The sequence below is a fragment of the Pseudomonas fragi genome, from assembly GCF_900105835.1.
Lineage (GTDB): Bacteria > Pseudomonadota > Gammaproteobacteria > Pseudomonadales > Pseudomonadaceae > Aquipseudomonas > Aquipseudomonas fragi.
This window is the reverse complement of sequence record NZ_LT629783.1, coordinates 1,555,720-1,577,478: the sequence shown is the minus strand read 5'-3', so window position 1 is coordinate 1,577,478 and position 21,759 is coordinate 1,555,720. Positions and strand designations below refer to the sequence as shown.

Genomic DNA, 21,759 nt, shown 5'->3' with positions numbered 1-21,759 from the left:
TCGACTTTCAACGGGTATCAATATGTTGCACTCTAATAGTGTGGGATCTTCGGGTGCTGATTGCGGGATTTATCCTATACTTTCGGTACTGTTCATTAGGTTGTTGTTAATGGTCCTGCAGCCGCCAGACCTATTCAAAACGATGTATTTGCGCCTGATATACGCCGACGCTCGGCTTGCTGTCAGAGGACTAAGGGTATGAAAGTGTTGATTGCCGACGATCATTCACTTATTCGCTCAGCGATGAAAGTACTCATGGAAAGTAATGGGTACGAAGTCGTGGCCGAGGCTGCCAACGGTACTGATACGGTTCAGTTGGCGCGCAAGCATGAAGTTGACCTGATCATCCTGGATATCACCATGCCCGGCCTGGATGGCCTTGAGGTGATCAATAGAATCAGGGCATCGGGGATTGAAACCCGCATCCTGGTGCTGACGTCCCAGTCGCCGCTGTTTTACTCACAGCGCTGCATGAAAGCCGGTGCGGCCGGGTTTATTACCAAAAGCCAGGACCTCACCGAATTGTTGCGGGCGGTAAAAATAATCATGGATGGTTACACATTCTTTCCTTACTTGGCCGCCAGTTCGGTGCGTAGCAGTGATGCAAGTATGAGTGACATAGAATTGATTCAGCATTTGTCTGCGCGCGAGTTGTACATCTTGCAACAGCTGGCTCGTGGTTTGAGTAATAAGAAAATTGCCGAAGACATGATTTTGAGCAGTAAGACCATCAGTACTTATAAGGCGCGACTGATCGAAAAGTTGAATATCAAGTCGGTGGTTTACCTGGCAGATTTTGCCAAACGCAATGATTTGATTTAATTGAAAACCCTTCCATGTATGGGGCTCATCGGGCTGTTGCTGGCCCAGGGGCTGGCTGTTGCGGCGGCTGAACCACAGGTGCAAACGTTGCACCTGATGGGGCGCTCCAGTGTCGAAGCCTACAGCGTGGTACTTGAGCCGTCTGACAGGCAATGGCTCAAGCAACATGGGCCCTTGCGCCTGGGCATCTCTGCACCTGACTACGGCCCGTTTGATCTGACGGTAAACGGGCAGGACTTCGAAGGTCTGACCGCCGACTATGCGCAATTGCTGTCGCAGTTGCTGCATGTCGATATTGAGGTCAAGCGCTACCCATCGAGGCCGCAGGCGATAGAGGCACTCAAGCTCGGCGAGCTGGACTTGCTGAGCAGCTCCAATGGTTTTGAGGCGCAGTATCCCGAGCTGGTGTTGAGCCTTGCCTATGCCGACGACTCGCCTGCGCTGGTGACGCGCAGCAGCAACCGGCAGCGTCCGCCAGTTGATCTGGCGGGGTTGCGGGTTGCCATGCTTGATCACTATCTGCCGCCACAAAAGGTCAAGGATTTCTATCCGAAGGCTACCTTGCAGTTGTACCCCTCAACCCTGACCGCTATCGGTGCCGTGGCATTTGGCCAGGCCGACATTTATCTTGGGGATTTCATCAGCGCCAGCTACCTGATTCATAAAAACTACTTGAACAATGTGCAGCTGGCCGACTTTTCGCGTCTGGAAGACAACCCGTTTTCATTTGCCCTGCGCCGCGACAACCCCGGCTTGCTGCGCATGGTCAATGCGGCCCTGGTAGCGATACCCGCCAGTGTCCGCATGACCATTTTGCAGCGCTGGAGCGCCGATGGGCCGCAAATCAACAATCCCTGGCACTTTAAACCCACGGCCGGTGAGCTGCGCTGGATGATTGAGCATCCGCGGATAAAAGTGGCGATCAATGATCAGTTTATGCCGCTGTCGTTTGTTGATGAGCAGGGTGAGTTCAAGGGCCTGGTTGCCGATCTATTGGCCACCCTCAGTGTACGCACAGGCATTGAGTTCGAGGCGGTGCGTGCACATTCGGTGCTGGAGGTGGTGGCGCTGGTCAAGTCAGGCAAGGCCGATATGCTGGGTGGCATTACGCGCAGTACCGCTCTGGAGAACAAGCTGACGTTCACTCGGCCTTATCTGATTACTCCTTTTGTACTGACCACCCCCATTGGCCCTGACGGCCCGCAAACCCTGGATGACATGGCGGGCCTGCGGGTGGCATTGGTGCGTGGCAATGCGTTGCGCGAGTTTATTGTGCAGAACCACCCGAATATTACGGTGGTGGACGCTGACAACGCGCCAGCAGCCCTTGAGATGGTGGCCAAAGGCAAGGCCGATGCCGCGATTAGTACACTGGCCAGCGCGCGCTTTCTGGTTTCGCGACGCTTTGCCAAGCAGTTGAAAATCACCAGCACGGTGGGCACACAACCTGAACAGATCGGCTTTGCCACGGCTGACGACAACCCGCACTTGAGCGCCATATTGAGCAAGGCATTGCTCAGCCTGACACCTGGAGACATGAGCGAGCTGAGCAGCCGTTGGCGGACTGACACGTCACCTGTCGAGAGTTTCTGGCTGCGCAATCGGGCTGAAATCATCCAGGGCTTTACCATTGCCGCTGCCTTGTTGCTGGTGGCGATTGCCTGGATTACCTACCTGCAGCGGGTCATCGCGCGGCGCCAGCAATTGGTCAACGAGTTGAATGCCGCCAAGCAGAGGGCCGATGAGGCAAATCGGGCAAAGACCACTTTTCTGGCGACCATGAGCCATGAAATCCGCACACCCATGAATGCGGTGATCGGCATGCTTGAATTGGCCATGAAAAAAGCCGATCAAGGCATCATTGATCGTTTCGCCATTGAGGTGGCGTCGGTTTCAGCGCGCGAGTTGCTCGATTTGATTGGCGATATTCTGGATATAGCGCGCATTGAGTCCGGCCATCTGTCATTGAACCCCAAGCGTTCGAATATCAAGTCACTGGTTGAGGCCGTGACACGCATGTTTGATGGCCTGGCGCGGCAGAAACAACTGAGTCTGGTGTGTGAGTCGAGCCCGGCGGCTGATGTGGATGTGCTGATTGACCCGATACGCTTCAAGCAAATTGTCTCCAACCTGTTGAGCAATGCCATCAAGTTCACCAACAAGGGCGAGGTCAGGCTGACCTTGACGGTGCAGCCCGCCCACGATGCGCAGCATGTTTCGGTGTGCTTGCGTGTGGCGGACACTGGCGTGGGCATCTCTGTGCAGGATCAGAGCCGCTTGTTCAGCCCTTTTGTGCAGGCCAGCAACAACACCCAGTCGGCCCGCCAGGGGTCAGGCCTGGGGCTGGTGATCTGCCGCGAACTCTGCGAAATGATGGGCGGGCAGTTGCACCTCGACAGTGTGGAGGGGCTCGGTACGCAGATTGACATCGTGATGGTAGTGCCTGTGCTTGAGCATGAAGAGCACGCAGTTGATGGCCATGAACCAGAACCGGGCATTGGTCGGTCGTTGAACATTTTGGTGGTGGATGATTACCCGGCCAACAGAATGTTGCTGGCCCAGCAATTGAGTTACCTGGGGCACCGCGTCACGGACGCCGAAAATGGTGTGCTGGGCCTCAAGGCATGGCGGCTGGGGGATTTCGATGTGGTGATTACCGACTGCTCAATGCCGCTGATGAACGGCTATCAGTTGGCCCAGGCAATACGCGCCGAAGAGGTGCAACTGGCGCGGGCGGCTTGCCAGATTTTTGGTTTTACCGCCAACGCACAGCCAGGTGAAGTTGAGCGTTGCCTGGAGGCGGGCATGGACAGGTGCCTGTTCAAGCCCATCAGCCTCAAGGACTTGAGTGCTTGCCTGGCCACAGGCCAGGTGCAAAGCCTGAAAGGCATCGATGGCGACGAATCTGGCAGAGACGATGAGATTGACCTGACTTACCTCAAGCAGTTGAGTCAGGGGGATGAGTCGATGATTCAGGGGCTGCTTGCGGAACTGGCGACCCGAAACCGTCAGGACCTTGCCGCTCTGATCGAGCTGTTTGTCAAGGATGATTATGCCGGCATGGCGGCGTTGGCCCACGGCATCAAGGGGGGCGGCAGGCTCGTTCGAGCCAGGAAGCTGATTGAGTGTTGCGAACAACTGGAAGCGGTTTGCCAGGCCGGCGAACCACAGGGACTCACTGTCGCAGTCGATGCACTTCACAGCAGTATGGAGCAGTTGGCGGACGAACTTGAACGTTATGCGCAAGCGAATCAATCACAGGGATGATGAGGTCAGGATGCCAACAAAATCGCTACGAATACTGATTGCCGATGCAGACCCCAACCAGGCCCTGAAAATCGAAAGGGCGCTGAATATTCTGGGTTATTACCGGATCGCGCCTTTGTATCATGGCGAAGCGCTGGTCAGCCTGAAGGCCGCCCCCAGCAATGAGTATGACGTGCTGCTGGTCAGCCAGGGCATGGTGGGTGCAGGGGCTTCGGATGAAGCCGAATATCGCAAGGACAATGCCCAATTTCGCCATGTACTGATTTACACCGATGCCGACAGCTTTGTGAACCAACTCGCCAGCCTGATGCCGCTGCTGGACGCTTCTGCTGGTCCGTGAAGCCGGTACTTGTCGGCCTGACCGGGCCCGCGCTAAGGTCTGAGGCTGTGATCAACAGATACTAATGACCAGATTCGTCGAGGAATGCGCGTAATGTCGGATGTCGTGGTAGTGCAAGCAGACTATACAAACCCGGTTCATGCTCAAGCGCTCAGAGCCGTCTTGAACCACTACGCCCAAGACCCTATGGGGGGTGGCGAAGCGCTGGCGCCGGACGTGCTGGAGCAGTTGCCCGCAGAACTTGCCAAACGGTCCCATGCCTTCAGTGTGCTGGCGTTCGTCAATGGTGAGGCGGCGGGGCTGGTCAATTGCTTCGAAGGGTTTTCGACCTTTGCCGGCAAGCCGCTGGTCAATGTGCATGATGTGTCAGTGGTCGATACCTTTCGCGGTCTGGGCCTTAGCCAGAAGATGCTGCTCAAGGTGGAGGACATTGCCCGGGAACGAGGCTGCTGCAAGATCACCCTGGAGGTGCTCGAAGGCAACCCGGTGGCACAAGGCTCTTACCGCAAGTTCGGCTTCAGCGATGGCCAGCTCGACCCGGCGCACGGGCGGATGTTGTTCTGGAACAAATATTTGTAACTGCAGAAAAACCTGTAGCAGTTGACGAGCAACGCGAGGCTACGTCCGGCTGCGAAGCAGTCGTAAAACCATCCAACCGTGGTGTTTCAAAAACATCATGGATTGCGGATTTACAACGGCTGCGCAAGCGGACGTAGCCTCGCGTTGCTCGTCAACGGCTACAAGGTTTGCGCGCCTCCTGCCTACAGTGTCCACTCCAGGCCAACACTCACCGTCCGCGGGTCACCCCAGAACACGCCGTTATAAAACCCTACGTTTTCGTAGTACTTCTCATCGAACAAGTTTTTGACGTTCAGGGATGCCGAAACGTGCTCGTCAAACTTGTAGCGGGCCATCAGGTCGACCAGGGTGTAGGACTTCTGGGTTATGTCTTCCTTGAAGGTGATCGGGTTGCCCTTGTCATTTTTCTCGCCGGTAGGGCGATTGGCAGCACGATAGATATCGCTTTGCCAATTGACCGCCGCACCCACGGTCATGGCATTCCAGTCTCCTGGCAGGCGGTAGGTGCTTGAAACCTTGAGCAGGTTCAATGGCGCAGCAGTATTCATGCGCTGGCCCGCGGCGTTGCGCGAATGGGTGTAGGTGTAGCCTGCGACCATGTTCCAGTCACGCATCACCTCACCGCCCAGCTCGACTTCGAAACCGTTGATTTTGTTGCCCTTGCCACCGGATTTGTAATATTCCTCGCCCTTGGGTCCGCGAGGCACGGAATCGTCGATTTCCGGCACATTGTCCTGCTTGCTCCAGAATACTGCCGTCGACAGGTTGAGGCGTTCCTGCAGGAAACTGCCCTTCAGGCCCAGTTCATAGTTACTGCCCACTACCGGCTCAAGGTAGGAGTTGCTGGCATCCTTGTTGGTGGTTGGCTTGAAGATGTCGGTGTAACTGGCGTAGACCGTCAACTCGTCGGTGAAGTCATAGAGCACGCCGGCATAGGGCGTAATGATGTCATTTTGGGTCTGGGAAACTTTGGTCCTGCTGAGCGCTCCCGGGTTGTTTTCAACGAACGCCGTGGCGGTGTTGGTACTCTGCCAACTGCCATACCGGGTGCCCAGTACGGCATGCCATTGATCGGTCAGGTTAAAGCGCGTGGCCAGGTAACCGGACTTCTGCTTGATGACGTCATGACTTCCTTCAATGCCGGTATTGAGGTCCTGATACTTGGGGATCGAACTCATGTCTCGCCAGTCGGGGATTTTGTAGTAATCATCGGCGTTGAGATCAACCATCAGCGGCGAGGTGTTGTCGTTCTTGGCCTGGCCGTAACCCACCATCAATTCGTGATCACGCCCGAACAGAGGGTAAGTGCCCGAGATATTGACGTCGACGGCGGTCATTTGCTCTTCGCCGATAAAATGGCTGGCATAGGCCGACATCCCCGTGCCATCGGGGTTGGGGAAACCGCCGCCAGCGTAATACACCTTGCCCTCGGCATCGCTGGTGCGATGGGTATAGGCCGCCTTTAGATGCCAGTCATTGGCCAGTTGCTGGTCGAGGGTGGCGAAGGCGGTCTTGTCTTTCATCGGCCATGAGCTCCAGGACGTGGCCAGGTTGGTTGAGCGACCAAAGTTGGCTTTATCGCCCGAGCCGGTCCAGTAGGGCGTAGTGCCCCAGGACGACCCCTTGACCTGTTTGTCCTGATAGTCATAACCCACTGCCAGGACAGTGCTGTCGGTCAGGTCGGCTTCCAGAATGCCGTAAGCCACTTCGCGCTTGAGGGCGTAGATATCGCGAAACGATTGACTGTCGCGATAGGCCAGCACGGTACGCCCGCGCAGGCGGCCGTCGAAGGCAAGTGGGCCGCCCACATCGACATAGCTGTAATAGTTGTCGTAGCTGCCGCCCGAGGCGCCGGCCTTGGCCTGCAACTGGTGGGTGGGGCGCTTGCGGATCATGTTGATGGTGCCCGACGGGTCGCCCGCGCCGGTAGTCAGGCCGGTGGCGCCGCGCACCACTTCAATACGGTCGTAGATGATGGTATCGGCATCGGTCTTCATAAAGCTGAAGGTGTTGAGCATGCCGTCAATCTGGAAGTTATTGATGGTGTAGCCACGGGACGAATAGCTGACCCGGTCCGAGTCGTTGTGCTGAACCACAATGCCGGTGGTATGGCGCATGGCTTCGGTCAGGGTGTTGAGGTCGAAGTCGTCCATCTCCTGGCGGGTGACCACCGAGATCGATTGCGGGGTTTCGCGAATGCTCAAGTTGAGTTTGGTCGCGGTGCTGGTCGAGCCGGTGGTGTAGGAACCGGTGTTTTCTGTCGTGGCACCCAGGCTCTGGGCGGTGACGCTGGTGCTGCCCAGCTCCAGTGAGCGGGTCGTTTTTTCCGAGGGCTCGGTATCGGCGAGTAATTGCGGGCTTGCGGCGCTGCTGATCAGGCCGAGGGTGAGGGTCATGGAACGGGTGATGGGCGCGAACATCGCTGCCGACTCCTTGTCGTTGTTATGAAGTTGTCCAGTGCTTCAAACGAATGACAAGGCGCGGAGTTAGGCTAAACGAGAATTATTTGTAATTATGTGTCGGGCATGTGTGGGGCGCGCCGGGCGCCCCACAGCCAGGTTATTGCTGGACCACGTTGGCAGGGATGGGGTGTTTGGGCTTGATCAGGCTGAAGTCGATCAAGGCTTTTTGCGGGCGTGAGTACGGGTCGCCAATCAGTTGCGGGCGAGCGACAAACTGGTCGCTGACCAGGCTTTTCTTGTCGTCCAGCTCGTCGGCACTCAGGCCCGCCAGGTCGGTCCAGGTGTGGATAAACTGCGAGCTGCTATAAGGGCGATCGAGGTCGCCAGCGAAATTCCACGCGTGGCTTTCACGCCATTTGGGTGAAGCCCAGGCCATGAACGGAATGGTGTACATCGGTGCGGTCGGCTTGGCCTCGTTGCGGCCCAGCGTTGCGTGGCCGACCGAGTCAAACACGTCTTCACCGTGGTCGGACAGGTACAGCAAAAAGCCATTAGGGTCGGTTTTGGCGAAGTCCTTGATCAGGCTCGATACCACAAAGTCGTTGTACAACACGGCATTGTCGTAACTGTTGTAGGTCGGTACTTGAGCATCGTTCAGGCCGGCAGGCACACCGGTGCGGTCGACGAATTTGTCGAAAGTCGGCGGGTAGCGATACTGGTAGCTCATGTGGGTGCCGAGCAGGTGAATGACGATCAGTTTGCGCGGGGCACTGTCAGCCAGGATCTTGTTGAACGGCTCGATCACGTCACCGTCGTACTGACGGGCGTTCTGGTTGCGGTTGTTGTTGAGGTAGACCTGTTCATCAGCCTGCTCGGAGAAGGTGGTGAGCATGGTGTTGCGCTTGGTCATGGTCTGCTGGTTGGTGACCCAGAAGGTCTTGTAACCGGCTTGCTTCATGACGCTGACCAGGGACGGGGTGCTGAGGTACAGGTCGGGGTTTTCTTCGTCGGCAAAGGTCAGCACTTGTTGCAGCGCTTCGATGGTGTAGGGGCGCGGCGTCACCACGTTGTCGAAAATGGCCAGTTGGTCGCGCAACTTGTCGAGGTTGGGTGTGGTTTCACGCTGATAGCCATAGAGGCTCATACGCTGGCGGTTGGTGGACTCGCCGATGACCAGCACCAGGGTAGTCGGCTTGCCGGCCTCGTTGTCCTTGAGGTTGGTCAGCGGCGGGATCTTGCTGACGCTGGCGAGCATGCCTTGCATGTTATCCAGTTGCTCCAGGTAGCGGCGATAGGCAACCACCATTTGCCACGGCACTGCAGGTTCTACGCGGCTTTCAAAGCTTTCCAGGGCTGTCGCCAGGTTGTCGTGCTTGATTGACTGTTTGATCAGCGGGTAGCCGATAACCGCGACGAGGATGGCCACGGCTGCGGCCCAGGCTTGCACGCGGGGCAAATACACCGGGCGCAGGCGGGTCCACAGGAACACGGCAAAAGCGGTATGCGCCAGGAAGGCCAGCACCATCCACCAGGCAAAGTACTGGGTCATGTATTCGCCGGCTTCAGAGATGTTCGATTCGAACATGATGAAGATGACGCTTTGCGAGAACTCCTGCTGATAGATAAAGAAGTAGCCCAGGCTGGCCATCGAGCAGGCCCACAGCACGACGCCAATGACCGCGGCCATTACGCGGGTCTGCTTGGGGAACATCAGCATCGGGGCCAGCCAGATGGCGCTCATCACAAAGGCTTGGCGAAAGCCTGAAAACCCTGAGGTGCCTGTCAGCTGGATCAGCAGTTGGGTGATGCCGGAAAAATACCAAAAGAACAGGAACAGCCAGCCAAGGCCTGCCCAATCGAATCCCTTCGCAGATGTGTTACTGCGTTTAAACATCCCCATACAGCGCTCCAGCTGATAACTACTTGAATGGCCCGTGCCGTGTAGCCAGGCACACCACATGAGGACTGCCTCAAGAATGAGCAGTCACAAAGTGTTTAAGTATCGCCAAGGGGATGTGAAAACTTTGTCACCCATCACCGACCTGGTGGGGGTGAGACAGCCTTGCCAGGCACAGAATGTTGATGTTTTTTGCAGTCTTTACTGCTTCGTCCGTCTGTTGAGTGTATTGAATCGGGAATCTGCACTGCAGCTTGTGCGAAACTATGCAACATGTGTCAGGGCTGATCCTGATCGGGCACCTTGGGCAATGCTGCACCAAGGTGCTGTACACCTATTTATTTGTCGTTGGGAGCAACAGTACATGCAGTTGGGAATTATTGGATTGGGCCGTATGGGCGGGAATATCGCGCGGCGTCTGATGCTCAATGGGCATACAACCGTGGTTTTTGACCGCAATACCGACTTTGTCAGCGCTCTGGAACAGGAAGGCGCCACCGCCGTTGCCGATTTGCCAGCGCTGGTCGCCGGCCTGGCCAAACCCCGCGCTGTGTGGGTGATGCTGCCTTCCGGTGCGCCGACCGAAGATACCATCGAGACCTTGAGCGAACTGCTGGACGCCGATGACATCATCATTGATGGCGGAAACACCTTCTACAAGGATGACATTCGTCGTTCGCAGTCGTTGGCCGAAAAAGGCATCCAGTACGTTGACGTCGGCACTTCGGGCGGCGTATGGGGCCTGGAGCGTGGTTATTGCATGATGATCGGCGGAGACAGCGCTGTCGTGAAGCACCTGGACCCGCTGTTTGCAGCGCTGGCGCCGGGCATGGGCGATATCCCGCGCACCAAGGACCGTGTATCTGACGATGACCGTGCCGAACGTGGTTACATCCACGCAGGCCCGGCAGGTGCAGGCCATTTCGTCAAAATGGTGCACAACGGTATTGAATACGGTTTGATGCAGGCTTACGCCGAAGGCTTCAACCTGATGAAGATGAAAGGCGGTGAAAACCTGCCTGAAGAGCAGCGCTTTGACCTGAACCTGGGTGATATCGCTGAAGTCTGGCGTCGTGGCAGCGTGGTGTCGTCCTGGTTGCTGGATTTGACCGCCGATGCCCTGGCCACCGATGAGCCGCTCAATGGCTACTCGGGCGCCGTGGCAGACAGCGGTGAAGGCCGCTGGACCATCGAAGCCGCCATGGAGCAGTCGACCCCGGTACCGGTGCTGTCGCAAGCCCTGTTTGCCCGCTACAGTTCACGCCAGCAAAGCCTCTATGGCGACAAATTGTTGTCGGCCATGCGCTTTGGTTTCGGCGGCCATGTGGAGACGCCTAAAAAATGACCGATCTGTCCAGTAAACCTGATGCCAAGCCTGCGCCGCCCACCACTCTGTTTCTGTTTGGTGCCCACGGTGATCTGGTCAAGCGCCTGCTGATGCCGGCGCTGTACAACTTGAGTCGTGATGGTTTGCTGGACGGTGGCCTGCGCATTGTGGGCGTCGACCACAATGCGATCAGTGATGAGGGTTTTGCCAAAAAACTGGAGGACTTCATTCGCACTGAAGCCTCCAGCAAGGTGGATCATCCTGAGGGCCAGGGCTTGAATGCCCAACTATGGGCCTCGCTGGCGAAGAACATCAGCTATGTGCAGGGCGATTTTCTCGATGACAGCACCTATGCGGCGCTGGAACAGAAGATCTTTGCCAGCGGTACCGCCAATGCGGTGTTCTACCTGGCCACTGCACCGCGCTTTTTCAGCGAAGTGGTGCAGCGCCTGGGCGCCAGCGGGTTGCTCAAGGAAACCCCGGAAGGCTTTCGCCGGGTAGTTATTGAAAAACCTTTTGGCTCTGACGTACAGACGGCACAAGCATTGAATGAATGCCTGCTGAGCGTCATGAGCGAGAAGCAGATCTACCGGATTGACCATTACCTGGGCAAGGAAACAGTCCAGAACATTTTGGTCAGCCGTTTCTCCAACGGGCTTTTTGAAGCTTTCTGGAACAATCACTACATTGACCATGTGCAGATCACCGCGGCTGAAACCGTCGGGGTCGAGACCCGTGGCAGTTTTTACGAACATACCGGGGCCTTGCGCGACATGCTGCCCAACCATCTGTTCCAGCTGCTGGCGATGGTGGCGATGGAGCCGCCCGCGGCTTTTGGCGCCGATGCGGTGCGCGGTGAAAAGGCCAAGGTGATCGGCGCAATCCGCCCCTGGTCCAGGGACGATGCGCTGAAAAACTCGGTATGCGGGCAGTACACCCAGGGTGAGTCCGGTGGCAAGCCGGTCGTGGGTTATCGCGAAGAGAACAATGTGGCGCCCGACAGCAATACCGAAACCTTTGTCGCGCTCAAGGTGATGATCGACAACTGGCGTTGGGTTGGCGTGCCGTTTTACCTGCGCACCGGCAAGCGCATGAGTGCACGGGACACCGAGATCGCCATCTGCTTCAAGCCTGCGCCTTATGCGCAGTTTCGCGACACTGAAGTTGAACGCTTGCAGCCCAACTATTTGCGCATCCAGATCCAGCCCAACGAAGGCATGTGGTTCGACCTGCAGGCCAAGCGCCCGGGCCCGGGGCTGAAGATGGCCAATATCGAGCTGGGGTTTGCGTACAAGGACTTCTTCGAGATGCAGCCATCTACAGGCTACGAAACGTTGATTTATGACTGCCTGACCGGCGATCAGACCTTGTTCCAGCGTGCTGACAACATTGAAAACGGCTGGCGTGGCGTGCAGCCTTTTCTGGATGCCTGGCGCGAACATTCAGACGTACAGCCCTACAAAGCCGGGGAAGATGGCCCGCAGGCGGCCAAGGATTTGCTGGCGCGCGATGGTCGCGTCTGGCTCGACATAGGATGAGTGACGTGAAGCAAGACCCCATTGAACTGGTGCTGTGTGACATGGATGGCACCTTGCTATTGCCCGACCACAGCATCAGCCCGCGCAACCTGGCGGCAGTCAAGGCACTGCAGGCAGCAGGCATTCACTTCACCCTGGCTACCGGTCGCCCGCCCCGGGCCATGCGTGACTATATAAAGCAGTTGGGTGTTGATCTGCCGACTGCCGGGTTCAATGGCGGGGTGCTGGTCAACGCGGATGGCAGCGTGCTGCAGTCCCATCATGTGCCGTACCAGGCCGTCCTCAAGACACTGGCTTTTTTGGCCGGGCATGACGTTGAAGTCTGGGTGTTCGCTGACGATGAGTGGCTGTTGCGCGACCCGCTGGGGCCGATGGTTGCCCATGAACAGCAGGGCCTGGGTTATGCGCCGCTGGTGGTCGATAGCTTTGAGCCTTATCTGCATCGGGTGGACAAGATTGTGGCCACCACGAGCAATGCGCCATTGCTGGTAGCGCTTGAGCAGCAGTTGCAACTGTTGTTGAGCGGCGAGGCTTCGGCCAGCCGTTCGCAGGCCCGATACCTGGACATCACCGCACTCAAGGCCAACAAGGGCGATGCCCTTGCCACGCTGGCCGAGCACTTGGGTGTGCCGCTTGCGCGTACGGTGGCGATCGGTGATGGCGGTAATGACCCGGCCATGTTTCATCGTGCCGGGTTGTCGATTGCCATGGGCCAGGCCGATACGCACATTCGCGAGCAGGCCATGCATGTGACTGGCAGCAATGTCGAAGATGGCGTTGCCCAGGCGATTGAGCAATTGATCCTGCCACGCTGATGGCGGGGCAGGCAGGTCATTTTGTCCGTATTTTGGCGTTATCGCGGCCTGCCTGGGCCCTGCAAGGCTTGTTATAGTCCGCCGCCTATCGACCGGCGACGGTGCCCTACAAAGGATTCAGGTTATGTCCGACTACCAGGCTTTTCAGGTTGAGTTGAACGGCAATATTGCCCATGTACAAATCAATCGACCTGAGAAGGTCAACGCGATGAATGCTGCGTTCTGGACAGAAATCATCGAGATATTCCAGTGGATTGATGAAAACGACGCGGTGCGAGTGGTGGTCCTCAGTGGGGCGGGCAAGCACTTCTCGGCCGGCATCGACCTGATGTTGCTGGCGTCGGTGGCCAACGAGCTGGGCAAGGATGTGGGGCGCAATGCCCGCATGCTGCGGCGCAAGATCCTGCAGATGCAGGCTTCGTTCAATGCCGTAGACCAGTGCCGCAAGCCGGTCCTGGCGGCGATCCAGGGTTATTGCATTGGCGGGGCGATTGACCTGATTGCTGCCTGCGACATGCGCTATGCCGCCGAGGATGCGCAATTCTCGATCAAGGAAATAGACATGGGCATGGCCGCCGACGTGGGTACGCTGCAACGCCTGCCGCGTATTATCGGTGATGGCATGCTCCGTGAGCTGGCCTATACCGGGCGCATGGTCGCGGCGGATGAAGCCCGTGCCATCGGCCTGGTAAACCGGGTCTACAGTGATAATCAGGCGCTGCTCGATGGCGTCATGGCGATTGCCCATGAAATCGCCAGCAAATCGCCCATTGCCATTGCAGGTACCAAGCAGATGATCGGTTACATGCGTGATCACCGCGTGGATGATGGCCTGGAATATGTTGCGACCTGGAATGCGGCGATGCTTCAATCCAGTGACTTGCGGCTGGCGATGACGGCGCACATGACCAAACAGAAACCTGAATTTCTGGATTGATGGCTTTGTAACCTGAACAAGGAACACCTGATGACACCGCGTTGGATCACGGCAGTACTGGATACAGACCTGACTGGCGGCTGGGCCGTGGCGCGCGGCCCTGACGGTTTTTTGATCGATGCCAATGGCCCGCTGTTCCCCCGCGAATGGCTAAAACGCCAAGGCTTGCCGGTGCTGGCCGAGCATGGCATCGGCCACCTCGACGGCGAGCCGGTTTACTTGCTGGAACTCAAGGCTGCGGCGCAGGTAGAAGGCTGCCATTGGCAGGGCTTGCGGGCCTTTATGCTGGGCGACGATCACACCCTGTATAAAGTGCTGGGCTATGCCGCGCAAATCGGCACCTGGGCCCGTGAACACCGGTTTTGCGGCAGTTGCGGGCAGGCCATGACGCAGGTGCCCGGGGAGCGGGCGATGTACTGTGCCACCTGCGACTTGCGCAGCTACCCGCGCATTTCGCCGAGCATGATCGTGTTGATTACCCGCGGTGATGAAGTGCTGCTGGCCCGTTCGCCGCGTTTTGTGCCAGGGGTATACAGCACCCTGGCGGGCTTCGCCGAGCCAGGCGAATCTGCCGAGGATTGCCTGATCCGCGAAGTGCGTGAAGAAGTGCAGGTAGAGGTCAAGAACATCCAGTATGTGGGCAGCCAGTGCTGGCCGTTCCCGCATTCGATGATGCTGGGCTTTCACGCCGAATATGCCGGGGGCGAGATTGTGCCCCAGGCCGACGAGATAGAAGATGCGCAGTGGTTCAATGTGCATCAATTACCGCCGTTGCCGGCGTCGCGCTCGATTGCGCGCTATCTCATCGACCTGTATGTGGCCAGGCGTTTAGGCCATGCCGAACCAGTGCTGCCAGGCTAGGCGCACGGTCAGGCCCAGGACCACGGTAATAAACACCGGGCGAATGAACTTGGCCCCGCCGCTGATCGCGCTGCGGGCGCCAAAGAAAGCCCCGACCATGACCGCAAAGCCCATGGTCAGGCCGATCACCCAGTCCACATGTCCGGAAAAGATAAACACCGACAGCGCTGCAATGTTGCTGACGAAGTTCATGCTGCGGGCCACGCCGCTGGCCTTTACCAGGTCGATCGGATACATCAGCATGCTGCTGACGGTCCAGAATGCACCGGTGCCCGGCCCGGCCACGCCATCATAAAAGCCCAGGCCCAGGCCTTGGGGTAACTGCCATTTCTTCTTGATCGGCGCATCGTTGTCGATGGGGGTTTTGGGCGTGCCGCCAAACAGCAGGTAGAGCCCGCACCCGAATACAATCACCGGCAACATCTTGTTAAGCCATTCTGCAGGCATGTAGTGAGCGGCGGTTGCGCCGATCAGCGCACCTGCCAGGGTGCCGAAAATGGCCAGCTTCCACTCGCGGGGGTGGAACAGTTTGCGGCGGTAGAACGTGAGGCTCGCCGTGGCCGCGCCGAAGGTCGAGCTGAGTTTGTTGGTGCCCAGCACCAGGTGGGGTGGCAGGCCCGCGGTGAGCAGGGCAGGGGTGGTGAGCAGGCCACCGCCGCCGGCAATGGCGTCGATAAATCCGGCAACAAAAGCAACGGCCGCCAGAATGGCGAGGGTGGTCAAATCTACGCTGAGTTCAAAAGGCATGGGATCGGCTTAGTTCGGCAGGACGTACAGCGCAGGCGCGCGGGAAGGACGTCATCTTACCCATAAGCACGAACAGCGGCGACAGGCCTTTTGCTCGGCGATGGCCCGACGTTGTGTTTAACCCCGGGTCAACCAGTTGCTGCTGTGGCCAGGCATTGTTGCGCGGGTCAATAGGCGAGGGCGTCCGCCTCCGTGCGCCGGGTGTTGACCGAGAGTGCGCCCAACTTGATCAGGCGGGTGCGGGTGACATTGCGGCTCAAGCCCAGCAGCTTGGCGGTGTGGACCTGATTGTGATGGCAGAACTCATAGGCCGCACGCAACAGGGCGTCTTCAACCGTTTCATGCAAGGCGCCCGGCTCCTCTTCAAACAACTTGCGAAAGGCCCGCTGCAACAATTCACGGGTACTGTGTGTGCCCGGCTGCGGCGCCGCGAAGTCCTGGCGCCTGTTGCGCGGTTGCGGCAAGCGCAGGTCCTGCACGGTGATGGACTGATTGCGGCACAGCAGCAGACTGTGGTGTACGACGTTTTCCAGTTCGCGAATATTGCCCTGCCAGGGGTGGTGGACGAGCACTTGCTCGGCGCATTCGCTCAGGGCGGTTGGCCCGTGGGGCAAGCGTTGGCGGTAGACTTTAAGAAAGTGCCGGGCCAGTGGCAGGATATCACCAGGGCGCTCACGCAACGGCAACAAGCCCAGGCTGACGACATTCAGGCGGTAGTAAAGGTCTTCGCGAAAGTGCCCTGCATCGATGGCCTGCTCCAGGTTGACATTGGTGGCAGCCAGGACGCGCACGTTGATCGGCGTGCTCTTGCGCGAACCCAGGCGCACCACTTCCTGCTCTTGCAGCACACGCAGCAGCTTGACCTGGATGGTCAACGGCAAGTCGCCGATTTCATCCAGAAACAGCGTGCCGCCATCCGCCTCTTCAAACCAGCCGGCCTTGGCGGCCAGTGCGCCGGTAAACGCGCCTTTTTCATGGCCAAACAGTTCGGCTTCAACCAGTGACTCCGCAAACGCGCCGCAGTTGACGGCCACAAATGGCTTCTGATGCCGGTGGCTGAGCTGGTGGATATGGCGGGCGACCAGTTCCTTGCCGGTGCCGGTCTCGCCAATGATAAGCACGCTGGCATCACTGGGGGCGATTTGTTGCAGGTGCGCCAACAGGGCCCTGGACGCCGGATCTTCAAAGACCTGGGCGGTGGCGCGTATGGACGTGGCCAGTGCCGGGGTGGCAGGTAGTGTTAAAAGCTGCATTGACAGCTCCTTTTAACAGGGGCTCTGCCCACAAAAGGAAAGCCGGAGGCAGCTTTATAAAGTCATTTTGTTATTCCGTAAACTAACCTAATTCCATATTTATATATCGATATTGCATATCAGACTTGCGTCGACACCGGTTTTTAGCGCTTTATAAGACCCTGCATGGCAGGAGGGCCGAATTTGGGATTTATCCTACGGCCTTTCTTTTAAATGCATCTTTTTTCACCTGGCTCAATCGGGTATTTCTAACGGCCGCATTTCAAGTGGCTTACTATCCTCGAAGCAGGCACTGCCTGATTCCGGAATGCGCTCAGTGGGTTTTGACAATGAACAAGCGACCTCTTTATTTCGATTACGCGGCCACCACACCTGTGGACGCTCGTGTCATTCAGGTGATGGTCGAGTGCCTGGGTTTTGAAGGCAACTTTGGCAACCCGGCCTCGGGCTCCCATGTTTTTGGCCAGCAGGCCCGGCTTGCAGTAGAGCTGGCGCGCCAGCAGGTCGCGCAACTGATCAATGCGCAACCCGAGCAGATTATCTGGACCTCGGGCGCAACCGAGTCCAACAACCTGGCCCTCAAAGGTGTTGCCCAGGCCAGTGGCCAGTCCCGTGGGCATATCATTACCAGCCAGATCGAGCACAAGGCCGTACTGGATACGGCGCGCTTTTTACAGGATTCGGGCTTTGAGGTGACGTACCTGGCCCCCGATGCCAACGGCCTTGTCAGCGCTGATCAGGTCAGCGCTGCACTGCGTGCCGATACGCTGCTGGTGTCGTTGATGCTGGTCAACAACGAGCTGGGTACGGTCAATGATATCCCGGGCATCGGCCGTCGGGTGCGCGAGCATGGTGCATTGTTCCATGTTGATGCCGCGCAAGGTGCAGGCAAGGTGGCGATTGACCTGGCTGAATGGGCGGTAGACCTGATGTCGTTCTCGGGGCACAAGATCTATGGGCCCAAGGGGATCGGTGCCTTGTATGTGGGGCCGCGGGCGCAGGATCGCCTGCAGGCGCAGATTCACGGGGGCGGGCATGAGTCCGGCTTGCGGTCGGGCACGCTGGCGACGCATCAAATTGCCGGTATGGGCGCAGCTTTTGCATTGGCCAGTGAGTCGTTTGCCCAGGAGCTGGCGCATATTGGCGGCTTGCGCCAGCGTTTGCTGGAGCAATTGGCCGATGTGCCGGGGCTGCTCTGCAATGGTTGTCCGACCCAGCGAATTCCCCACACCTTGAGCCTGACCTTCAGCGAAGGGTCGTTTAACAGTGCAGCCCTGAGTGCCGAGCTGGCATATTCGGCAACCTCGGCGTGCAACTCGGCCAGCAATGCACCGTCCCATGTGCTGCTGGCGCTGGGGCACGATGCGCACAAGGCCGGGCGTACCATTCGCCTGAGCCTTGGCCGTTTCACCCGTGAGCAGGATATAGATGTGGCGGTAAAGGCCATCAAGGCTTCCCTGGCGGCACCCGCGCCGTTCTGGGCGGTTGCCCAGCCCTTGTAGCTGAGCCATCATCCTTGGCAACACATAATAATTATCAGTGATCAGCAGGAGACAAGATGAGTACTCAGTCGTTGCATTCGGGATCGGTTGTGGAGCGTTTGGCCCGCACCCGGGCGTTGATGAGCCAGCGCGGCATTCATGCCCTGCTGGTGCCCTCGGCCGACCCCCATCTTTCCGAGTACTTGCCTGCTTACTGGCAGGGCCGTCAATGGCTGTCGGGGTTTTACGGCTCTGTAGGCACCTTGATCGTGACGCCAACCTTTGCCGGCGTATGGGCTGACAGCCGTTACTGGGAGCAGGCTGCCAAAGAGCTCAGTGGTAGCACCATTGAGCTGGTCAAGCTGTTGCCTGGCCAGCCCGGCCCTCTGGAGTGGCTGGCCGAGCAGGCGCCCGAAGGTGCAACCGTTTGCGTGGATGGCGCGGTACTCGCACTGGCCTCGGCCCGCACCCTTGAAAGCAAGCTCAAGGACCGCGGTGCTGTGTTGCGTACCGATATCGATCTGCTGGGCGAGGTATGGCTTGATCGCCCGGCATTGCCGGTGCAGCCGGTTTATGAACACTTGCCACCGCAAGCGACCGTCAGCCGGGTGAGCAAGCTGGCGCAGTTGCGCGAAACACTCAAGCAGCGCAACGCTGACGCTCACTTTATTGCGACCCTGGATGACATCGCCTGGTTGTTTAACCTGCGTGGCTCGGATGTTTCCTTCAATCCGGTATTCGTTTCGTTTGCCCTGATCGAAGATGCGCGGGCCACCCTGTTCCTTGACCTGGGCAAAGTCAGCCCGGCATTGCGCGAGACCCTGGCCGGTGACGGTGTTGAGCTGCGTGACTACGCCCAGATCAGTGCTGCGCTGGCATCCTTGCCGGCTACCACCCGTTTGCTGGTGGACCCAGCCCGTGTGACCTGCGGGTTGCTCGGCCATCTGCAGGCCGATGTGAAGCTGGTTGAAGGCCTGAACCCGACCACCCTGGCCAAGTCGCAAAAGAGCCTGGAAGACGCGGTGCATATCCGTCAGGCGATGGAGCAGGATGGCGCTGCGTTGTGTGAGTTCTTCGCATGGCTGGAAACAGCCTTGGGGCGCGAACGAATTACGGAGTTGACCATCGATGAGCAACTGACTGCGGCGCGCGCCCGCCGTCCGGGGTTTGTGTCCCTGAGCTTTAATACCATTGCCGCTTTCAATGCCAATGGCGCAATGCCTCACTACCATGCAACCGAACAGGAACATGCGCTGATAGAGGGCGACGGCCTGCTGCTGATCGACTCCGGCGGGCAGTACCTGGGCGGCACGACCGATATCACGCGAATGGTGCCGGTCGGGACGCCCACCCAGGAACAGAAGCGCGACTGCACCCGTGTATTGAAGGGGGTCATTGCACTGTCCAGGGCTCAATTCCCCCAAGGGATCCTGTCACCGCTGCTGGACTCGATTGCCCGGGCACCGATCTGGGCCGAGAACGTCGATTACGGGCACGGCACCGGGCATGGCGTCGGCTACTTTCTGAATGTGCACGAAGGCCCCCAGGTAATTGCCTACCAGGCTGCAGCGGCACCGCATACGGCAATGCAGCCGGGGATGATTACGTCGATTGAGCCGGGGACCTATCGTCCGGGTCGCTGGGGGGTGCGAATCGAGAACCTGGTGTTGAACCGCGAAGCGGGGTCTTCGGAGTTCGGGACGTTCCTCAAGTTTGAAACCTTGACCCTGTGCCCGATTGACAGTCGCTGCCTGGAGCCTTCATTGCTGACGCGCGAGGAACTGGCGTGGTTTGATGCTTATCACCAGCAGGTTCGCGAGCGCTTGAGCCCGCTGCTTGCCGGGGCGGCTCTGGAGTGGTTGCTGGCGCGCACGGCGCCGCTTTCGAACGGTTGAGCCACTAGCCATGCAGTTGCAGACGCAAACTGCATGGCCTTCGGTCCGGCTACTACTTGCAGATGACGATCATGCTGCGACTGGTGTAGCCGGCCGGGTTCAAGCCGAACGGGTAATCCCCTGGCTCTTCGGCAGCATCACCGGATTTGGCAATGACCCGGTAGCCTTTGGTGCCACAGGCCTTGTCAGCTTCGGCGAAGCACTTGTTCCACGATGAGGACAATCCAGAGCAATTGATATGTAAACCTCTTTTGCCATGTTTGACGGCGGTTTCCGAGGTTGCAGCGCAGCCGGTTACTGCCAGAACGGCTAAAGCTACCAAAATTCGTTTCATTCCTGTCCTTAAGCGTTTGCGTCGGATGTACGGGATGCGGAAATCGATGGCCATCTATCCTTGGCACCTGTGGACATCCTTATCCAGAATCAGCCCAAGTGATTCACAAGCGACAAACATCCCCTAAATGAGAGTCAATTACCAGAACTGTGTCCATTAACAGGCTTTTTGTCTGCTACAACAGGTGTTGAGTGGTTGCGCATGGTCAGGGTCGCACCGATCGAAGCCATGATGATGCAAGAGATTGCCATCCATTGTGTGAATGACAGGATCTCATTCAAGAACAACAACCCCGACAGGGCCCCGAAGGCTGGCTCTATGCTCATAAGGGTGCCGAATGTGCGGGTGGGCATCCGTGTCAGCGCAATCATCTCCAGCGTGTAGGGCAATGCCGTAGACAATAAGGCTACGCCAATGGCTATCGGGATCAGGCCCGGGGTCAGCAATGCGGCCCCTGCGTGATAGATACCGATAGGTGCGAAGAATAAAGCTGCAATTATCACGCCCAAAGCAGCTGTCTGAACGCCGTTATCGGCTCCGGCCCGTTGCCCGTAGAGAATGTACAGCGCCCAGCAGACCCCGGCACTGAGTGCGTAACCCGCGCCGACCGGGTCGATACCGTCAGTACTCTCACCGGTGGGGATGAGCAGCATCAGGCCGGTGATGGCCAGGCCTATCCAGATAAAGTCGATGGGGCGGCGCGAGGTGTAAATCGCGACGGCCAGAGGCCCGGTAAATTCCAGGGCCACAGCGATACCCAAAGGAACACTGCGCAGTGACATATAGAAGAGGAAATTCATTCCCCCCAGGGCAATCCCGTAAACGATGACGGTCTTCAAGGACTTGGCGGTGAGCTTGGCACGCCAGGGGCGCAGAATCAGCAGCATGATGATACTGGCGAATGTCAGGCGCAGGCTGGTAGTGCCTTGGGCCCCAATGATCGGGAACATGCTTTTCGCCAGCGATGCGCCTGATTGGATCGAGGCCATTGCAATCAGCAGCAAACCAACAGGGAATAGCGACGCTACGAGGCTATGGGGGTGCTTTGTCATTAAGAAGTGTGCCTGGGAGTAGGGGGGGGCTAAAGGCCGCTATCATGCTTAAGTAATGGCGCATGTGCAATATAGTGCGCACTGCATGGGGTTTTTCTCTCTATAGGGGCCTCTCGAACGATAGTTTTGATTAATCCTTGACTCCCATGTGTAACTGTCTATAATTCGCCCCACTTCCGGCGCAGTCGAAATGGAAAACTCCTTGAGTTTCA

The 21,759-nt window shown here is 58.0% G+C and carries 17 protein-coding genes; 11 read left to right on the top strand and 6 right to left on the bottom strand.

Translation table 11 applies throughout. The features are described from left to right. Positions 1–198: 198 nt before the first annotated feature. From BLU25_RS07190 to BLU25_RS07175, 4 genes are all read left to right on the top strand, one after another. Complete coding sequence (locus BLU25_RS07190; RefSeq protein ID WP_016782377.1) at positions 199–822, top strand: response regulator transcription factor; 624 nt, start codon at positions 199–201, stop codon at positions 820–822. Positions 823–840: 18 nt separating this feature from the next. Continuing rightward, entirely contained in the window at positions 841–4,089 is a 3,249-nt protein-coding gene (locus BLU25_RS07185; protein ID WP_016782378.1) for an ATP-binding protein, read from the top strand. A 10-nt stretch (positions 4,090–4,099) separates the two neighbouring features. Further along, complete coding sequence (locus BLU25_RS07180; RefSeq protein ID WP_016782379.1) at positions 4,100–4,429, top strand: ANTAR domain-containing protein; 330 nt, start codon at positions 4,100–4,102, stop codon at positions 4,427–4,429. Positions 4,430–4,522: 93 nt separating this feature from the next. Further along, positions 4,523–5,008, top strand: coding sequence for a GNAT family N-acetyltransferase (locus BLU25_RS07175; protein WP_016782380.1), 486 nt, complete (start codon positions 4,523–4,525; stop codon positions 5,006–5,008). Positions 5,009–5,190: 182 nt separating this feature from the next. Here the strand turns inward: BLU25_RS07175 and BLU25_RS07170 are convergent, their stop codons facing one another. Both BLU25_RS07170 and BLU25_RS07165 read right to left on the bottom strand, forming a co-directional pair. Then, complete coding sequence (locus BLU25_RS07170; RefSeq protein ID WP_016782381.1) at positions 5,191–7,428, bottom strand: TonB-dependent siderophore receptor; 2,238 nt, start codon at positions 7,426–7,428, stop codon at positions 5,191–5,193. A 139-nt stretch (positions 7,429–7,567) separates the two neighbouring features. Beyond that, positions 7,568–9,310 carry a phosphoethanolamine transferase CptA gene (locus BLU25_RS07165; protein ID WP_083369576.1) on the bottom strand — a complete coding sequence of 581 codons (1,743 nt, stop codon included), beginning with the start codon at positions 9,308–9,310 and terminating at the stop codon, positions 7,568–7,570. A gap of 361 nt (positions 9,311–9,671) precedes the next feature. Between BLU25_RS07165 and gnd the strand changes: the two genes are divergently transcribed. The 5 genes from gnd (at position 9,672) to nudC (ending at position 14,785) form a co-directional block, all read left to right on the top strand. Further along, on the top strand, positions 9,672–10,652 hold the full coding sequence (gene gnd, locus BLU25_RS07160) for a phosphogluconate dehydrogenase (NAD(+)-dependent, decarboxylating) (protein ID WP_016782382.1): 981 nt from the start codon (positions 9,672–9,674) through the stop codon (positions 10,650–10,652). Continuing rightward, on the top strand, positions 10,649–12,172 hold the full coding sequence (gene zwf / locus BLU25_RS07155) for a glucose-6-phosphate dehydrogenase (RefSeq protein ID WP_016782383.1): 1,524 nt from the start codon (positions 10,649–10,651) through the stop codon (positions 12,170–12,172). Before gnd ends, zwf begins: the two co-directional genes overlap by 4 nt. Further along, positions 12,169–12,987: a Cof-type HAD-IIB family hydrolase gene (locus tag BLU25_RS07150; RefSeq protein WP_016782384.1), complete on the top strand. Its 819-nt coding sequence runs from the start codon at positions 12,169–12,171 to the stop codon at positions 12,985–12,987. The genes zwf and BLU25_RS07150 overlap by 4 nt, the downstream gene beginning before the upstream one ends. 124 nt (positions 12,988–13,111) lie before the next feature. After that, positions 13,112–13,924, top strand: coding sequence for a crotonase/enoyl-CoA hydratase family protein (locus tag BLU25_RS07145; protein WP_016782385.1), 813 nt, complete (start codon positions 13,112–13,114; stop codon positions 13,922–13,924). Positions 13,925–13,954: 30 nt separating this feature from the next. Further along, positions 13,955–14,785, top strand: a complete 831-nt coding sequence (gene nudC, locus BLU25_RS07140) for an NAD(+) diphosphatase (protein ID WP_016782386.1) — start codon at positions 13,955–13,957, stop codon at positions 14,783–14,785. On the opposite strand, the gene BLU25_RS07135 is transcribed toward nudC, so the two are convergent. Both BLU25_RS07135 and BLU25_RS07130 read right to left on the bottom strand, forming a co-directional pair. Further along, on the bottom strand, positions 14,753–15,532 hold the full coding sequence (locus BLU25_RS07135) for a TSUP family transporter (RefSeq protein WP_016782387.1): 780 nt from the start codon (positions 15,530–15,532) through the stop codon (positions 14,753–14,755). The genes nudC and BLU25_RS07135 overlap by 33 nt on opposite strands. Positions 15,533–15,699: 167 nt before the next feature. Then, positions 15,700–16,785 (bottom strand): sigma-54 interaction domain-containing protein, encoded by a 1,086-nt coding sequence (locus BLU25_RS07130; RefSeq protein WP_016782388.1) that lies wholly within the window; start codon positions 16,783–16,785, stop codon positions 15,700–15,702. A gap of 329 nt (positions 16,786–17,114) precedes the next feature. On the opposite strand from BLU25_RS07130, the gene BLU25_RS07125 reads away from it, so the two are divergent. Both BLU25_RS07125 and BLU25_RS07120 read left to right on the top strand, forming a co-directional pair. Continuing rightward, entirely contained in the window at positions 17,115–18,287 is a 1,173-nt protein-coding gene (locus BLU25_RS07125) for an aminotransferase class V-fold PLP-dependent enzyme (RefSeq protein WP_016782389.1), read from the top strand. Positions 18,288–18,343: 56 nt separating this feature from the next. Next, positions 18,344–20,161 (top strand): aminopeptidase P family protein, encoded by a 1,818-nt coding sequence (locus BLU25_RS07120; protein WP_016782390.1) that lies wholly within the window; start codon positions 18,344–18,346, stop codon positions 20,159–20,161. Positions 20,162–20,213: 52 nt separating this feature from the next. Here the strand turns inward: BLU25_RS07120 and BLU25_RS07115 are convergent, their stop codons facing one another. Then, positions 20,214–20,495 (bottom strand): hypothetical protein, encoded by a 282-nt coding sequence (locus BLU25_RS07115; RefSeq protein WP_029611594.1) that lies wholly within the window; start codon positions 20,493–20,495, stop codon positions 20,214–20,216. A 134-nt stretch (positions 20,496–20,629) separates the two neighbouring features. Then, the gene (gene rhtA / locus BLU25_RS07110) at positions 20,630–21,547 is read right to left on the bottom strand and encodes a threonine/homoserine exporter RhtA (RefSeq protein WP_016782392.1); all 918 of its coding nucleotides are present in this window, start codon (positions 21,545–21,547) and stop codon (positions 20,630–20,632) included. Positions 21,548–21,759 lie beyond the last annotated feature (212 nt).

What these genes read in the sequence shown, in the direction of transcription:
- BLU25_RS07130 (WP_016782388.1), bottom strand. Translation starts at nt 16,785, where the DNA reads ATGCAGCTTTTAACACTACCTGCCACCCCGGCACTGGCCACGTCCATA.
- BLU25_RS07145 (WP_016782385.1), top strand. Translation starts at nt 13,112, where the DNA reads ATGTCCGACTACCAGGCTTTTCAGGTTGAGTTGAACGGCAATATTGCC.
- BLU25_RS07135 (WP_016782387.1), bottom strand. Translation starts at nt 15,532, where the DNA reads ATGCCTTTTGAACTCAGCGTAGATTTGACCACCCTCGCCATTCTGGCG.
- BLU25_RS07165 (WP_083369576.1), bottom strand. Translation starts at nt 9,310, where the DNA reads ATGGGGATGTTTAAACGCAGTAACACATCTGCGAAGGGATTCGATTGG.
- BLU25_RS07180 (WP_016782379.1), top strand. Translation starts at nt 4,100, where the DNA reads ATGCCAACAAAATCGCTACGAATACTGATTGCCGATGCAGACCCCAAC.
- rhtA (WP_016782392.1), bottom strand. Translation starts at nt 21,547, where the DNA reads ATGACAAAGCACCCCCATAGCCTCGTAGCGTCGCTATTCCCTGTTGGT.
- BLU25_RS07175 (WP_016782380.1), top strand. Translation starts at nt 4,523, where the DNA reads ATGTCGGATGTCGTGGTAGTGCAAGCAGACTATACAAACCCGGTTCAT.
- BLU25_RS07115 (WP_029611594.1), bottom strand. Translation starts at nt 20,495, where the DNA reads ATGAAACGAATTTTGGTAGCTTTAGCCGTTCTGGCAGTAACCGGCTGC.
- BLU25_RS07150 (WP_016782384.1), top strand. Translation starts at nt 12,169, where the DNA reads ATGAGTGACGTGAAGCAAGACCCCATTGAACTGGTGCTGTGTGACATG.
- BLU25_RS07170 (WP_016782381.1), bottom strand. Translation starts at nt 7,428, where the DNA reads ATGTTCGCGCCCATCACCCGTTCCATGACCCTCACCCTCGGCCTGATC.
- nudC (WP_016782386.1), top strand. Translation starts at nt 13,955, where the DNA reads ATGACACCGCGTTGGATCACGGCAGTACTGGATACAGACCTGACTGGC.
- BLU25_RS07185 (WP_016782378.1), top strand. Translation starts at nt 841, where the DNA reads ATGGGGCTCATCGGGCTGTTGCTGGCCCAGGGGCTGGCTGTTGCGGCG.
- gnd (WP_016782382.1), top strand. Translation starts at nt 9,672, where the DNA reads ATGCAGTTGGGAATTATTGGATTGGGCCGTATGGGCGGGAATATCGCG.
- BLU25_RS07120 (WP_016782390.1), top strand. Translation starts at nt 18,344, where the DNA reads ATGAGTACTCAGTCGTTGCATTCGGGATCGGTTGTGGAGCGTTTGGCC.
- BLU25_RS07125 (WP_016782389.1), top strand. Translation starts at nt 17,115, where the DNA reads ATGAACAAGCGACCTCTTTATTTCGATTACGCGGCCACCACACCTGTG.
- zwf (WP_016782383.1), top strand. Translation starts at nt 10,649, where the DNA reads ATGACCGATCTGTCCAGTAAACCTGATGCCAAGCCTGCGCCGCCCACC.
- BLU25_RS07190 (WP_016782377.1), top strand. Translation starts at nt 199, where the DNA reads ATGAAAGTGTTGATTGCCGACGATCATTCACTTATTCGCTCAGCGATG.